Origin of the sequence: Aureitalea sp. L0-47 (genome assembly GCF_026126405.1) — a bacterium.
Classification (GTDB): domain Bacteria; phylum Bacteroidota; class Bacteroidia; order Flavobacteriales; family Flavobacteriaceae; genus Pukyongia.
In genome coordinates, this window is sequence record NZ_JAFMTQ010000009.1 from 21,271 (window position 1) to 36,721 (window position 15,451).

15 protein-coding genes are annotated in these 15,451 nt (G+C 43.3%); 10 read left to right on the plus strand and 5 right to left on the minus strand.

The window, feature by feature from the left end; translation table 11 throughout:
* Positions 1 to 76 precede the first annotated feature (76 nt).
* Entirely contained in the window at positions 77 to 628 is a 552-nt protein-coding gene (locus J1N09_RS09930; RefSeq protein WP_265200028.1) for a sigma-70 family RNA polymerase sigma factor, read from the plus strand.
* Positions 628 to 876, plus strand: coding sequence for a hypothetical protein (locus tag J1N09_RS09935; RefSeq protein ID WP_265200029.1), 249 nt, complete (start codon positions 628 to 630; stop codon positions 874 to 876). Before J1N09_RS09930 ends, J1N09_RS09935 begins: the two co-directional genes overlap by 1 nt.
* Here J1N09_RS09935 and J1N09_RS09940 read toward each other — a convergent pair.
* Positions 855 to 1,688, minus strand: coding sequence for a hypothetical protein (locus J1N09_RS09940; RefSeq protein WP_265200030.1), 834 nt, complete (start codon positions 1,686 to 1,688; stop codon positions 855 to 857). The genes J1N09_RS09935 and J1N09_RS09940 overlap by 22 nt on opposite strands.
* A gap of 127 nt (positions 1,689 to 1,815) precedes the next feature.
* Here J1N09_RS09940 and gcvP point away from each other — a divergent pair, with 127 nt between their 5' ends.
* The 8 genes from gcvP to J1N09_RS09980 all read left to right on the plus strand — a co-directional run bounded on the left by gcvP (position 1,816) and on the right by J1N09_RS09980 (position 11,559).
* Positions 1,816 to 4,665, plus strand: coding sequence for an aminomethyl-transferring glycine dehydrogenase (gcvP, locus tag J1N09_RS09945; RefSeq protein WP_265200031.1), 2,850 nt, complete (start codon positions 1,816 to 1,818; stop codon positions 4,663 to 4,665).
* Positions 4,666 to 4,741: 76 nt separating this feature from the next.
* Positions 4,742 to 5,803, plus strand: a complete 1,062-nt coding sequence (locus tag J1N09_RS09950) for a 3-oxoacyl-ACP synthase III family protein (protein WP_265200032.1) — start codon at positions 4,742 to 4,744, stop codon at positions 5,801 to 5,803.
* A complete protein-coding gene (locus J1N09_RS09955; protein WP_265200033.1) occupies positions 5,803 to 6,327 on the plus strand; it encodes a class I SAM-dependent methyltransferase in 525 nt (174 codons plus the stop codon). Before J1N09_RS09950 ends, J1N09_RS09955 begins: the two co-directional genes overlap by 1 nt.
* Positions 6,324 to 7,163 (plus strand): glycosyltransferase family 2 protein, encoded by an 840-nt coding sequence (locus J1N09_RS09960; RefSeq protein ID WP_265200034.1) that lies wholly within the window; start codon positions 6,324 to 6,326, stop codon positions 7,161 to 7,163. The genes J1N09_RS09955 and J1N09_RS09960 overlap by 4 nt, the downstream gene beginning before the upstream one ends.
* A 68-nt stretch (positions 7,164 to 7,231) precedes the next feature.
* Positions 7,232 to 8,305, plus strand: a complete 1,074-nt coding sequence (locus J1N09_RS09965; protein WP_265200035.1) for an alkaline phosphatase — start codon at positions 7,232 to 7,234, stop codon at positions 8,303 to 8,305.
* A gap of 60 nt (positions 8,306 to 8,365) precedes the next feature.
* Complete coding sequence (locus J1N09_RS09970) at positions 8,366 to 9,112, plus strand: MlaE family ABC transporter permease (protein WP_265200036.1); 747 nt, start codon at positions 8,366 to 8,368, stop codon at positions 9,110 to 9,112.
* The gene (locus J1N09_RS09975) at positions 9,112 to 9,876 is read left to right on the plus strand and encodes an ABC transporter ATP-binding protein (RefSeq protein ID WP_265200123.1); all 765 of its coding nucleotides are present in this window, start codon (positions 9,112 to 9,114) and stop codon (positions 9,874 to 9,876) included. The genes J1N09_RS09970 and J1N09_RS09975 overlap by 1 nt, the downstream gene beginning before the upstream one ends.
* Positions 9,877 to 9,945: 69 nt before the next feature.
* Positions 9,946 to 11,559: an FG-GAP-like repeat-containing protein gene (locus J1N09_RS09980; RefSeq protein WP_265200037.1), complete on the plus strand. Its 1,614-nt coding sequence runs from the start codon at positions 9,946 to 9,948 to the stop codon at positions 11,557 to 11,559.
* 44 nt (positions 11,560 to 11,603) lie between these two features.
* Here J1N09_RS09980 and J1N09_RS09985 read toward each other — a convergent pair whose 3' ends face one another.
* From J1N09_RS09985 to J1N09_RS10000, 4 genes are read right to left on the minus strand one after another with little or no spacing between them, the layout of a single operon-like run.
* A complete protein-coding gene (locus J1N09_RS09985) occupies positions 11,604 to 13,055 on the minus strand; it encodes a DUF389 domain-containing protein (RefSeq protein WP_265200038.1) in 1,452 nt (483 codons plus the stop codon).
* Positions 13,056 to 14,135 carry a mannose-1-phosphate guanylyltransferase gene (locus tag J1N09_RS09990; protein ID WP_265200039.1) on the minus strand — a complete coding sequence of 360 codons (1,080 nt, stop codon included), beginning with the start codon at positions 14,133 to 14,135 and terminating at the stop codon, positions 13,056 to 13,058.
* Positions 14,136 to 14,137: 2 nt separating this feature from the next.
* Entirely contained in the window at positions 14,138 to 14,734 is a 597-nt protein-coding gene (locus tag J1N09_RS09995; RefSeq protein WP_265200040.1) for a SprT-like domain-containing protein, read from the minus strand.
* Positions 14,735 to 14,737: 3 nt separating this feature from the next.
* Positions 14,738 to 15,421: an SDR family NAD(P)-dependent oxidoreductase gene (locus J1N09_RS10000; protein ID WP_265200041.1), complete on the minus strand. Its 684-nt coding sequence runs from the start codon at positions 15,419 to 15,421 to the stop codon at positions 14,738 to 14,740.
* Positions 15,422 to 15,451: the final 30 nt, after the last annotated feature.

Consider the following 15,451-nt stretch of genomic DNA (forward strand, 5'->3'; position numbering starts at 1 on the left):
TTTAATCTTAAATTGAAATTAATGCGTAAAAGGTTGATTAAACTTTGTTATTTTTGATACATCCTTTCGGAACGCTATGGGAAGTGAAATGTTACATCCTGAGAATTGGGTACGCAGGTATTCAGACTATTTGTACAATTATACCATTGTACGGGTTAACGATCATGAAATTGCCCAGGATCTTATTTCCGAAACCTTCCTGGCCGGACTTAAATCGAAGGATAATTTTAAGGGAGAAGCTTCCGAACGGACCTGGCTCATTTCCATCCTCAAAAGGAAGATCATCGACTACTATCGGAAGATCAATTCCACAAAGGGGAAAGCCGAAGTTAGGGTGAACTACAACGATGAAGACGCTGAGGGAGAATGGCTGGAAGAAAAGGTGAAAGACCCTTTCGACAGGACCGCCGAAGACAGCATGGAGAACGAGGAATTAGGCATGGCTATTCTCAACTGTATGGATACCCTTGATGAGCGCCAAGCTCGGATATTTAGGATGAAAACCATCGATAATTTCGATACCGAAGCGATCTGTAATGAATTTAATATCACACCGTCTAACCTGTGGGTAATCATCCACAGAGCAAGGCGTGCCCTGGCGATGTGCCTGCAGGAAAATTGGTTTTAATGAATCTAGGAATACTATTCAAATGTAAAGATGCAGCGCATATCTGTGATAAGTCCCAGTACCGGGAATCGAGCAGGTTTGAGCGGATGTTGATGCGGATGCACCAATGGATGTGTAAGGTTTGCCGGCAGCATTCGGAAGAGAATAGCAAGTTAACGGAGATCATTCAGAAGGCCAATCTCCGGTCTTTGCCTGAAGATAAGAAAAAGGAGCTTCAAAAGGTAATTCAACAGGAGATCTCAAAATAATACTTCAACACGTAGAATAGTCCCACCCATAAAAGCGGTATTCCCTCCACTACAAACGAAGAATAATACCTACCCTGACGCTCTCTCGCTCCCCATAGGGCAAGAGCGCAGAGAAAACAGGTGATTGCAAAAGCACTTGAATGTGCACAACTGAATTCGTCCTTAAAAAGGTCCAGGGAAAAACCAGCGTACATCACAACTACACCCAGCCATTTGGAAGTATTCACCCCTAATTTCTGTGGTAATGTTCCAAGGGCAGTTTCATCGAAACGAAGATCCCGAATCTCAAAAGGGATGGTGAGCACGATCACAATTAGAAATCGCTGCACAAAAGTGAGCCAGACATCATCCGTAACCATATCCTGAACTGCATACCAGGGGAATAAAACAGTAATACCGGCCCATACCGCAGCTACCGCAAAGATCTTGAATCCGGACAGTTTTCGCAATGTGCGTTTCCCCAATATTGGAGTGGCATAGAGAAAGGTGATGACCGCCAGAATCCCCGCTAACACATATAGTATCGGAGGGAGTTGAATTAGAAAATACACTAGAAGTGCAAAACTGATAAGCGAAAATATCTGGATCACTCTAAGCGATTTCGTAAGGCTGCGATGGTGGAAACGAGCCACACCCGCATACTTTACAAAATTATAGCCGGAGATTGTTCCGAAGAAAACAAAGCCAAGTAGTGATGAACTCAATTGAAGATCGTATTCAAAAACTGTGAGATATAAAAGCGAACAAACCGCTACAGCCACATGAATACTACTATTAAGATAGAAATTGAAAATAGCTTTGAGAATCTTCATGAAACAAAAATAGCCAAATGTTAGTAACTCATGGATTTCGTGGAAAAATTGTGCATTCCTATGATATTTTTAAAAGAACTTTAAGGGTTTATATCGTAATTTTGCTGAATCTTAAAATTTGCTATAAATGAAAACGGATTCTTTTGCCCGAAGACATATCGGCCCTCGTAAAAACGACCTTCCTGTAATGCTTGAAACCATTGGTGTGGATAGCATGGATCAACTAATCCATGAAACCATTCCCAATGAAATTCTCTTAAAAGAAAAACTCATTCTCGACAGTGCCATGAGTGAACAGGAATACCTGGAGCACATTAATGAACTTGCTGAAGAGAACAAGTTATTCGACACCTATATAGGGTTGGGATATCACGAGGCCTATTTGCCTGCGGTAATTCAAAGGAATATACTCGAGAACCCGGGCTGGTACACAGCCTATACTCCTTATCAAGCTGAAATAGCTCAAGGAAGGCTTGAGGCCCTGTTGAATTTCCAGACCATGGTATCCGATCTCACAGGTATGGAGATCGCCAATGCTTCCCTTCTAGATGAAGCTACATCTGCGGCAGAAGCGATGACCTTGCTTTTTGCGGTTAGGGATAGAGACCAAAAGAAGAATAAGGTCGTGAAATTCTTTGTTTCAGAAGAAGTGTTACCTCAAACCCTCGCCCTCTTAAAAACGAGATCAAATCCTATTGGGATCGAATTGGTGGTGGGTGATCACAGAACTTTTGATTATTCTTCTGAATTTTTTGGAGCGATCCTTCAATATCCCGGAACATCCGGAATGATATACGATTACAGTGAGTTTATTGAAAATTCACATAATAGCGGTATCAGAGTGGCAGTCGCCGCAGATATCCTTAGCCTGGTCAAGCTCGAGGCTCCGGGAAAACTTGGAGCCGATGTGGTTGTGGGAACAACACAACGCTTTGGAATTCCACTGGGATATGGAGGCCCTCACGCAGCATATTTCGCTACACGCGAAGAATTTAAACGTCATATCCCAGGACGAATAATTGGTGTTACCAGGGATCTCGACGGCAATCGTGCCCTTCGAATGGCACTTCAAACCAGGGAACAACACATTAAGCGTGACAGAGCTACGTCTAATATTTGTACCGCCCAGGTACTCCTTGCGGTGATGGCAGGGATGTATGCCGTATATCACGGGCCAAACGGACTGAGATATATCGCAGACAAAGTACACCATGCTACTGTTACCCTGTCAGATGGCCTCAAACAACTTGGGATACAACAGCTCAATGAGTCCTTCTTTGACACCCTGGTAATAGAAGCACCGAGCAATAAAGTAAGACCTTTTGCTGAGTCAGCGAGGATGAATTTTTATTACAAGGACAGGGATACAATTCAAATTTCACTGAATGAAACCACGTCTCTCAAGGAAGTGAATAACATACTTGCTGTTTTCGCCGAAGCAACACAACGGGAATCAATACACATATCGGAATTAAGCAGTGCCTCGGCCATTCCGGCTTCGGTGGCGAGAAATTCCGCCTTCATGGAACATGAGGTGTTCAACACTTACCATAGTGAGACGGAACTAATGCGCTATATCAAAAAACTGGAGCGTAAAGATCTTTCATTAAATCATTCCATGATCTCCTTGGGTTCATGTACAATGAAATTAAATGCCGCCGCAGAGATGTTACCCCTTAGCGATCCCCTTTGGGCAAACATACATCCATTTGTACCAATACACCAGGCCAAGGGATACCAGGTGATGCTGAAAAAACTAGAGAATCAGCTAACTGAGATCACTGGCTTTGCCGGCACATCACTTCAACCCAATTCGGGTGCACAGGGTGAGTACAGCGGCCTGATGGTGATTAGAGCCTATCACGAATCCAGGGGTGAAGGACACCGAAACATTTGCCTGATCCCTTCATCGGCTCATGGAACTAATCCAGCGAGTGCTGTTATGGCGGGAATGAAAGTAGTTGTAACAAAGGCCACCGAAGAAGGTAATATCGATGTTGAGGATCTTAGAGTTAAGGCAGAGGAACACAAAGATAACCTGGCCGCTCTAATGGTTACTTATCCATCAACCCATGGTGTATACGAAAGTGCGATCATAGAGATTACCAGTCTTATTCATGAATATGGTGGACAGGTATATATGGATGGTGCAAACATGAATGCCCAGGTGGCTATTACGCATCCGGGAGCTATTGGAGCCGATGTTTGTCACCTGAACCTCCACAAGACTTTTGCCATCCCGCACGGAGGTGGAGGACCTGGAGTTGGACCTATCTGTGTTGCAGAGCAACTCGTACCCTTTCTCCCCACGAATCCGGTAATTAAAACAGGAGGTGAAAAAGGTATTACAGCTATATCCGCAGCACCCTGGGGTAGTGCTCTGGCCTGTATCATCTCTTACGGATATATCTGTATGCTGGGAGAGCGTGGGCTTAGAAAATCTACTGAATATGCAATTCTGAATGCCAACTATATCAAGGAGCGCCTGCACGGACATTACGAAGTGTTATACGCCGGGGAGAATGGAAGAGCGGCACATGAGATGATCATCGATTGCCGTCCTTACCGCGAGAAAGGCATTGAGGTAGTGGATATTGCAAAACGTTTGATGGATTACGGTTTCCACGCACCTACAGTTTCCTTCCCGGTAGCGGGAACGATGATGGTCGAGCCTACGGAGAGTGAAAGTAAAGAAGAGTTGGATCGTTTTTGCGATGCCATGATTTCCATTCATATGGAGATCGAAGCTGTTGACAAGGACGACGAACACAATCTGCTGAAGAACGCACCGCATACCATGGCAATGGTCACATCGGATAGCTGGGAATTTCCTTACAGTCGGAAAACTGCCGCTTACCCAATGGATCATGTAGCAGAAAATAAATTCTGGCCAACGGTGCGGCGTGTGGACGAAGCATTCGGAGATCGAAACCTGATTTGCACCTGTACCCCTATAGAGGCGTATATGGAAGCATAAGGACTAACTGGTATTTTTCTTGGCAATAACAAGGAATCATTAACAGTTTTACTTATTTTTATTCAAATTTATTGTCATGAGTACGAGGATAACAGGAGTGGGCAGTTATATTCCAAAGGGAGTTGCCCCGAATGACCAGTTTCAGGAACACACCTTTTACAATGAAGACGGAACGGTTTTCGGACACGAGAATACGGTGATCATTGAAAAATTCAAGGCCATCACCGGAATTTCCGAACGACGGTATATCACAGACGAAAAAACCACCTCCGATATTGCTACACGCGCCGCCATGAAGGCACTAAAAGATGCAGATCTGGATCAGGAGGAACTGGACTATATCATTGTAGCCCACAACTACGGCGACGTGAAACACGGAACCCAGCAAAGTGATACTGTTCCAAGCCTGGCATCAAGGGTAAAGCATTTATTAAAGATTAAAAACCATCGCTGTGTAGCTTACGACATACTTTTCGGTTGTCCCGGATGGATCGAAGGAGTTATTCAGGCGCATGCCTACATCAAATCCGGAATGGCAAAGAACTGCCTGGTAATTGGTGCAGAAACCTTATCACGGGTGATCGATCAGCACGATAGGGATTCGATGATCTATAGCGATGGAGCCGGTGCCACTGTTATCCAATCTACGGATGACGATCAAGGCGGTATCCTAGCGCATATTTCTGCTACTTTCGCCTTCGACGAGGCTCATTTCATTTACTTCGGAGAGAGCAATAACCAGGAACTCAACGATGCCAGGAGGTATATAAAAATGTACGGTCGAAAGATCTATGAGTTCGCCATTTCCAATGTGCCGGGAGCGATGAAAGAATGCCTGGATGAAAGTGGATGTGATATTTCAGAAGTAAAGAAAATTTTCATTCACCAGGCGAATGAGAAGATGGACGAAGCCATCATCAAGAGATTCTATCGGTTGTACGGGGAAGAAGCGCCGGAAGACGTAATGCCCATGAGCATCAACACCCTTGGAAATTCCAGTGTAGCAACGGTTCCTACGCTATACGACCTCGTATTAAGACGACAACTGGATGAGCACCAAGTAAATGAAGGCGACATAATTATCTTCGCCAGCGTTGGCGCGGGCATGAACATAAACGCAATTGTTTACAGGGTCTGATGTACGAAGGTAAGATTCCAAAAAAACGATATAAGTATACGCTAAATTTCCTCGGCCAGTTCGTCAATAAACAAGATAAGATTCTCGATCTCGGGATTCAAAATCCCTTTTCCGAATTGCTTCGGAAAGAAGGTTATGACGTAACGAATACCCAGGGTGAAGACCTCGACGTCGATACCTCGGCTGTTAAAACAGACGGATACGATGTGGTTACTGCTTTTGAAATCTTTGAGCACATGGTCTCCCCTTTCAACGTTCTTCAGGATATACAATCTCAAAAACTCGTTGCCTCTGTACCTTTGAAATTGTGGTTTGCTTCTGCCTACAGGAGTAAAACCGACGACTGGGACAGGCACTATCACGAATTCGAGGACTGGCAGTTCGACTGGTTGCTGGAGAAGTCAGGATGGCACATTAAAAAGAGGGAGAAATTCACAAACCCAGTAAGAAAAATAGGCATAAGACCAATCTTGCGCCGTTTCACACCACGGTACTACCTGGTTTATGCTGAACGTTCCAAGTGAAATGCTATATCGTAATACCAGCGCATAACGAAGAAGCACATTTAGCGACTACGCTGAATTCGCTTGCCAATCAAACATTACTCCCATCGAAAATACTGGTAGTCAACGATCATTCTACCGATAACACCCAGAGCATCATAGCCGACTTCTCAAAACGTTTCGATTTTATTTCAGGAACAACAATCTCCTCTGGTGAGGATCACACCCCCGGCACAAAAGTTGTTGAAGCATTCTACAAAGGATTTTCACTACTGGACGAGGAGTACGACATCATCTGTAAATTCGATGCCGATCTTGAATTTCCTTTGGATTATCTGGAGAAAATAGTAGCTGTATTTAAGGAGCATCCTAAAATCGGGATGGCAGGAGGTTTCTGCACCATAAAAAAGGAATCGGGATGGGTTCGTGAAGAATTGACCGGAAAGGACCATATTCGGGGTGCGTTAAAAGCCTATCGAAAGGAGTGTTTTGAACAGATCGGTGGCATTGAAAAAGCCATGGGATGGGATACCATAGACGAGTTGCTCGCGCAATTTCACGGCTGGAAGGTTCAGACGGTTCCAGAGCTGGAGGTAAAACACCTTAAACCCACGGGTACAGCCTATGCATCCAAAGCAGGTAAATTACAAGGAACTGCTTTCAGACGGATGCGTTATGGGTTCATTCTAACGAGTATTGCGTCTGCTAAACTTGCTTTCAGAAAAGGAAATATTGGATACTTCTTCGATTGTATAAAAGGATATCTCAAGGACGATTCGGACTATCTGGTAACCCCTGAAGCAGGCAAATTCATCCGTAAACTTCGGTGGAAAAAAATCTGGAAAAAGTTATTCTGAAATTATAACTTCGCCTTAACGAATATCGCAGCAAAAGATTCTAAATTTATATTGAAAATTAAGACATTATGAAATACCTAATCACCCTACTGTTGCTCGGGGCCTCAATTAGCAACTGGGCACAAAGCCCTGTCAACACAGAGATACAAAAACCAAAGAATATCATCCTTCTCATTGGGGATGGCATGGGACTTAGCCAGGTGTCCGCAAGTTTCTATTTTAATGAAGAAACCTCAAATTTTACAAGGTTCAACGATATTGGGCTTATGCGAACCTCCTCTTCGGCCCAGTTGGTGACCGACTCCGCCGCAGGAGCTACTGCTTTTGCCAGTGGGGTGAAAACGTATAACGGCGCAGTTGGATTCAGCAATAAGAATAAACCAGTAACTTCGATTGTCGAGATCCTCTCAGAAAGTGGGTATGCTACAGGAGTGATTGCCACATCTTCCGTAGTACACGCAACACCTGCAGCTTTTTATGCGCATGTAAAATCAAGAAGAATTTACCAGCAGATAGCAGAGCAATTAGCAGAAAGCGAATTGGACTTCATCGCTGGTGGTGGAGACAAATTCTTCTCACAGAGAACCGATGGAAAAAACCTGTATGAAGACTTCAAAGCAAAAGGCTTCGATGTACATACGGATGCTCTTCCTGAGATGATTTCAGATAAAAAACAACTCATCATTCTCGCGGAGGACGGTATGCCCAAGATGATTGACGGGCGCGGTGATTTCTTGCCGAATAGCACTCAAATGGCACTCGACTACCTTTCAAAAAACGAAGAAGGTTTCTTTCTAATGATAGAAGGTTCCCAGATCGACTGGGGCGGACATGATAACGACACTGACTACTTGCTGGGGGAACAGATCGACTTCGACAAGACCATAGGGATAGCCCTTGATTTTGCTGAAAACAACGGTAACACTCTGGTAATCGTTACGGCCGATCATGAAACAGGCGGTTTCACACTATCTGCCAAGGGAGATAATTATTACAAGTTAGATCCTACTTTTGCTACGAGTGGACATTCGGCTACATTAATTCCTGTTTTTGCCTACGGACCAGGCTCAGAGTCGTTCCGGGGTATTTATGAAAATACAGACATCTTCCACAAAATGATGGAATTGTTAGGAAAGAAATAGTGCTTTCTTAACAAGGATATAGGCCGTTTTCGTCGGTTAAATTTGTTATTTTAGCCTTGTATGATAGTAATTAGAGCTCTCAAGGATGTTGGATCCTACTTCCTTATGTTAAGGAGGGTTTTCAGTGGATTTACCAAGGCATCAGTACTTAGAGAGCTCGTTTTCAAAGAAATAAACGACCTAATCCTGGGTTCACTGGGTATCGTATCCTTTATTTCCTTTTTCGTAGGAGGTGTAATCGCCATACAGACCGCATTAAATCTCGAAAATCCTCTAATTCCAAAGTCGCTTATTGGTTTCGCAACTCGTCAGTCCATGATACTAGAGTTCGCTCCTACCTTTATATCTATCATCATGGCGGGAAAAATGGGCTCTTTTATTACCTCGAGTATTGGTTCTATGCGTGTTACCGAACAAATAGATGCCCTGGATGTTATGGGTATAAACTCCCTTAATTACCTGGTCTTTCCAAAAGTGGTTGCTCTCATGCTTTACCCATTTGTTATAGCATTAGCCATGTTCCTTGGAATTTTTGGAGGATTCCTTGCCGGTGTCTACGGAGGATTCGTATCACCTGGCGAGTTTGTCACCGGTTTACAAGATTCATTTGATCCCTTTCACCTTACTTATGCCTTCATTAAAACCTTCATTTTCGCATTTATTTTAGCCACCGTCCCTTCATGGCAGGGCTATTTTATGAAGGGAGGCGCATTGGAAGTGGGGAAAGCGAGTACGAATTCCTTTGTCTGGACCAGTGTACTTATCATTTTAATGAACTATATCGTAACTTCACTCCTATTGAGCTAATGATACGTGTTGAGAACATCCATAAAAGTTTTGGTGAGCATGAGGTGCTTAAAGGCATATCTACTGTATTTGAAAAAGGTAGAACCAACCTTATTATCGGGGCCAGTGGAAGTGGTAAAACTGTTCTTCTGAAATGTTTACTCGGACTCTTTCAACCTGAAGTAGGAAAGATCTTTTACGGTGACAAGGCCATTCAGAAGATGGACGACGACGAAAAGAGAAAGTTACGCGAGGATATTGGCATGTTATTCCAGGGAGGCGCTTTATTCGATTCCATGACGATAGAGGAAAATGTCATGTTTCCCCTCCGTATGTTTACAAATAGGAAGAAATCTGAAATGCTGGAAAGAGTGAATGAAGTACTTGCCAGAGTAAATCTGCAAGGGGTAAATAATAAATACCCTGCCGAGATCTCCGGTGGTATGCAAAAACGAGTTTCCATTGCACGAGCCATAGTAAACAAACCACACTACTTATTTTGTGACGAACCAAACTCAGGCCTTGATCCGAACACTGCCACGGTGATCGACAACCTCATCCAGGAAATCACCAAAGAATACAATATCACTACCGTGGTGGTTTCCCACGACATGAATTCGGTGATGGAAATAGGCGAGAGCATTGTGCTATTGAAAAACGGATTACTGGTGTGGGAAGGAAGTAATAAAGACATCTTTAAGTCGGATAACAAGGACGTTATCGATTTTGTATATTCTTCCGATCTATTTAAGAAAATCCGGGATGTTCAGCTCAAAGAGGGCTAAATTTTAAAAGATTCCTACGGATATTCACAGATTTTTGCACTATTTTTAACGCTATCAAAAATTAATCCCATGAAAAACACATTACTCTTTGGCATCGCTTTGCTTATGGGCGCTATGTCATATGCACAGGTTTCATTCACTAACGCGGGAGGTCTATTAGGAAATTATCCGGATAACTCAGAGACTGCGGTCGACATGAACGGTGACTGGCTGGACGATTACGTTAGGGTATCTGCCAACGGTATTGGAATAGATTACCAGCAAGGAGATGGAACGTTTAACTCCGTTTTTTATCCAATTTCCATCCAGAATGTTCCTAACTGGAGTATCGCTGCCGGTGACCTTGACGAAAACGGGTATAACGACCTTGTTTTAGGAAACGGATCTCGAGTTTCTTTCGTTTATGCAAATGCTAACGGAACGGCATATACTGAAACCGCATTTCCCGAATTTATCTTCTCTCAGAGATCTACAATGGCGGACATCGACAACGATGGTGACCTGGACAGTTTTGTTTGTCACGATATTGATCTTAGCCACCCCTACCGAAACGATGGAACAGGTACTCTTACTCTGGATCAAACTCTTATTCAAACAATTGACGCTCCTGGAAACTATGCGGCGATCTGGGTAGACTACGATAATGATGGAGACAGTGATATGTATTTAACTAAATGCCGTGGAGGAGCCCTTCCGGGAGACCCGAATCGCGATAATGCCATGTATACAAACAATGGAGATGGTACATTCACAGAAAACGGCCTGGACATCGGAATGAGAGACAATGCGCAATCATGGTCTACTGTGTTTGAGGATTTTGATAACGATGGTGACTTCGATGCATTCATCGTAAACCACGACTTCCAAAACCGCCTTATGCTGAACGACGGCACCGGAAACTTCACCGATATCATTGGAAGTTCAGGAATTGATGCCAACGATCTTGGTGCATGGGAAAACCAGGCTGCAGATTTTAACAACGACGGATTTGTAGATATTTTTTCAGAATTATCAAAAGAATTATACCTGAATAACGGCGACCTCACATTCACGGGCACAGATCTTCCATTCGACGAGGGTGGAATCGGTGATTTCAACGGAGATGGTTTCCTCGATGTTGTGAATAACGGTGACCTTTGGCTTAATGATGCCGACTCAGGATTTAACTGGGTAAAGATCGGCCTCGAAGGTGTACAGAGTAACCTGAATGGTATTGGAGCCCGTATCGAGATTTATGGCGACTGGGGCATGCAGATCCGTGAAGTGCGTTCCGGACAAGGATTTAGTCACATGAACTCTCTGGTAGCACATTTCGGAATTGGAGCGGCTACAGAGATCGAAGAAATGATCATTAAGTGGCCATCAGGAATAGTTGATACATTCACTGGACCGGCAATTAACACTCAGCACATCATTGTTGAAGGAGAGACCTTAGGTCTTGATGACTACCTGGGTGAGAAAATTAATATCTATCCTAACCCAACTACCGACTTCATTAACTTCTCGTTGAATGGTCTTGAAAGCACTGCTGTAACTGTTGTAGACGTTACCGGAAAGATCGTACTTTCTACTGTGATTTCTTCAGAAAACAATATTGATGTTTCAAGTTTGAAGAGCGGTGTTTATTTCGCACAGATCGAAGTAGATGGAAGACAGGCCAGCTACAAGTTCATTAAGAACTAATAAAATTATACAGAATAAAAAGGCAGTCAAATGACTGCCTTTTTTTATTTCTCTTCAATGAGTAAAGTGTCCAGGTCTAGCTTGAATTTTAACCAATTGGCCAGTTTCTCGCTATTTTCCTGTTTCGTCCTTGAGTTCACACGACGATCCCATTCTACTTCAAAGACTGGAATAGTATCGATGGTATTTGGAATAGTATCCACCTCACTAAAATTAGCGAAAACGCGTTTAGAGTAACTGAAGGATAGCAATTTGTCGTAGTTAAGCTTTACCTCCTTGCTCAAATTAGCAAACTCGATCTCATCTATCTTCAATTTGGTGATCTCGTTTTCGAGGAATTCAATACGAAGGTCTTTATCCTTGAGTTCTTTCTGATTGTTCACATACAGATCTTCCAGTATATCCTGTTTTAGGTCACCGGATATTTTAGCGGCTAGTTCGCCACTTTGATCGTCTCCCTGATATACATTGAGCCTAGTTCCTTCAAGATTCTTGGTCTCATCCAGGTTAGTTTGCCATTTATTCAGCGTCCCCGGAGGCACCATTCTTCCTATTAGATAGACCTCAATTTCTCTGGTTTCATAGTCATGAGTAAATTTAACTACCTCTGCTCCTTCGTAATTTACAACGTCTCGCACAAATTCACTAGCATGGTTCTCAAATACCTGCTGGTCCAGTAGATTCAGAAACAAAATAATACTTGGCACCATAACAATGAAGGCTAATAATGAAGCTACACGGGAAATAAGCCTTCTCCTTCGTGAATTCGCATACCGAACTAAAGGAAATCGCAGCAATTTTGCTATTATGAATGTGGATAGCGCAATAAATACCGTATTAATGGAAAATAAATACATGGCTCCTCCGGCGTAGCTCAGGTTTCCAATGGCGAGGCCATAACCTACAGTACAAAGAGGTGGCATTAGTGCAGTGGCAATGGCAACACCAAAGATCACAGAGGCGATAGTCCCGCTTTTAGTCTTCGCTACTATGAGAGCAAGACCACCAAATATGGCGACGAGAACATCTAATATGGTTGGGTAGGTTCTTGCAAGTAGTTCAGGCGTCTCGGCGGTAAGTGGGGAAATTTTGAAATACAGGAATGCCGTTATTACACTCAAACCGATCATCACACCCAGGTTGATGAGTGACCTGCGTAGCATTTCGACATCATTAATAGCAACTCCCAATCCAACACCAACGATCGGGCCCATAAGGGGTGAGATAAGCATGGCTCCAATCACAACGGCAGTACTACTCACATTGAGACCAATAGACGCCACGAAAATCGAAAAGATCAGGATCCAGGCGTTGTGCCCTTTAAAAGAAATGTCCTTCTTAACTGCCGAAATAGTAGCATCCCGATCAGTATCGGAACGGATACCAAGCAGTTCCGAAAAGAATTTCTTTATGTTTTCCCAGGTTGAGAGTTTTAAATGCTCAAACTGTTCCTCTTCAGTCTTTATATGATTTGAATTGTTCTCAGGGGTACTCATCTACGTATATTTTTCACCGAATTTTGCTTTCACTTCGGCCAGCAAAGACTTGATCTCCTGTTCTTTACTTTTCGGAAAAACCATCAGAACATCGTCTTTGTCCACCACAATATAATCTTTTATTCCATCCAGCACCACCAACTTCTCCGAACTTGTATAGACCATGTTCCCTTCGGAATCATCAAAATGTGTAATGGCACGAACTACGGCGTTTGAGCTTTCGTCTTTCTCCAGCTTATCATGAAGGGCTCCCCATGTTCCTAGGTCGTTCCAATCGAAAGAAGCTTGCTTTACGTGGACGTTTGCAGCCCTTTCAAGTATTCCGTAGTCAATCGAAATATTTTCTGATCGACCGTACTCTTTATCTACGAATTCTTTTTCTTCTGAAGTGTTAAGTGCAGAATTACCTGAGTTGAACAAATTGTACATTTCCGGCAGATGCTGCTGAAATGCACTGATGATACTTTTCACACTCCAAATGAAAATTCCCGCATTCCAGAAAAAGTTCCCCGCAGCAAGAAATTCCTTAGCTGTCTCATAATCCGGTTTTTCCCTGAACTGAAGTACTTTTTTTATTTCTGAAGTATCCGAATCATCACTTTCGATATAACCATAGCCAGTGTTTGGAAATGTGGGCTGAATTCCGAGAGTTACCAACAAATCTTCTTTGGTACATGCTTCGAAGCAGGTCATCACATCATTCATAAAAGCTTCCTCATCTTCGATCCAGTGGTCGCTTGGAGCTACTAGCATTAAGGCATCAGGATTGATCTTAGCGATCTTCAAAGCCGAAAGTAAGATGCAGGGAGCTGTATTCCGCATGGCGGGTTCCAGGACTACCTGGTTTACAGACATTCCATCGATTTGCTGTAAAACCTGGTCTCGATATCGTTCGTTGGTTAGTACCCAGATATTTTCGGCAGGAATACCTGTGGCTAGTCGGGAATGTGTTTTCTGAAGCAAACTCTGTCCAGTTCCCAGCATATCGTGAAACTGTTTTGGAAAGCTAGTCGTGCTCACAGGCCAGAATCGAGAGCCGATTCCACCGGCCATGATTACTGCGTACAGATCGTTCATCATAGTTACTTTATATATTCTACTTCAGCGTTGGGGTTGAACAAATAGATCCTTCCGTTGCTAAGGTCGATGCATTCATATCGTTTTACACGCTTATTACCTCTTTTGAACAGCTTTCCATTGTACAAACGAAAAGTGCCTCCATAGGGTATCTCAAAGATAAAGTTTTTATCATTCGGCGGATCGTATTGTTTCAGAGCTAGTGATAATTTGTTATCGGTATCGCTCGAAGCTTTGGGGTTTTTAAAATGATTAGCGAGTAAAGGCAGCAGGTTAGAAGGAAATATTTCAGGCCTGATAAAAGGAAGCATCATTTGCTGAAATATGTGTTTCCATTCCTTTCCGTGAGGCTTGATCCTTCTTCCATATTCCTCAAAGGCAACCAGGTGTGCGATCTCATGCACCAGTGTTATCAGAAATCGATACGGATTGAGATTGGCATTCACAGTGATCCTGTGAGCACCATTGGCTAACCTTTTATAATCACCATGACGGGTAACCCGTTCATTAACGATCTTAAGGTGTACATTATATCTCTTAATTAGATTGAAGACAGGTTCCACAGCGGCCCGTGGCATGTATTTCTGAAGTAATTCGGTCATTGATTAAGGAGTGCTGCTCGAAACCTGCATGATCTTACCGTTGTAGTATTTGTGGCCCTTGAGAGCGAAATCCATTATATATTTAGCCATTTCCTGGGCCGTTACCGGTGCTTTATAGCCCGGGAAGGCCTCTTCTAACATTTCAGTTTGTACCGCGCCCAATGCCAGTGCATTGAAGGATGGTCCTTTTTCTTTGTATTCTTCGGCAAGGACCTCCGTAAGTGTAATGATAGCTCCTTTACTGCTGCTGTAAGCCGCCAGGCCAGGAAACTTAGCGCTGCCCTGAACGCCACCCATACTGCTAATATTTACTACATGACCTTCGGAATTCATAAAAGGCAAAACCGCCTTTATCATCGATATAGCGCCAAAAACATTTACCTCGTACGACTGCATGAAATCTTCATGAGAAAGATTTACGAAGGGTTTATTCACAAGGTAACCCGAATTATTGATCAGGATGTCCACATGCTTCCACTCAGCCTTCACAAACTCCGACACACGCCGAACATCCGATGCACTGGTGATGTCACATGGAAAACAGTGACAATTCGAGATTCCCATACCGGAAACCGGTACATCATTTCGTGATAAGGCCAGGACATTATGTCCCTTATTTGCGAACAAAGCAACTAATTCGTACCCGATACCCCGGCTAGTACCTGTGATGACAACATTTTTATTCATGGGCTAAAGATAAACAAATCCCGTGCCTTA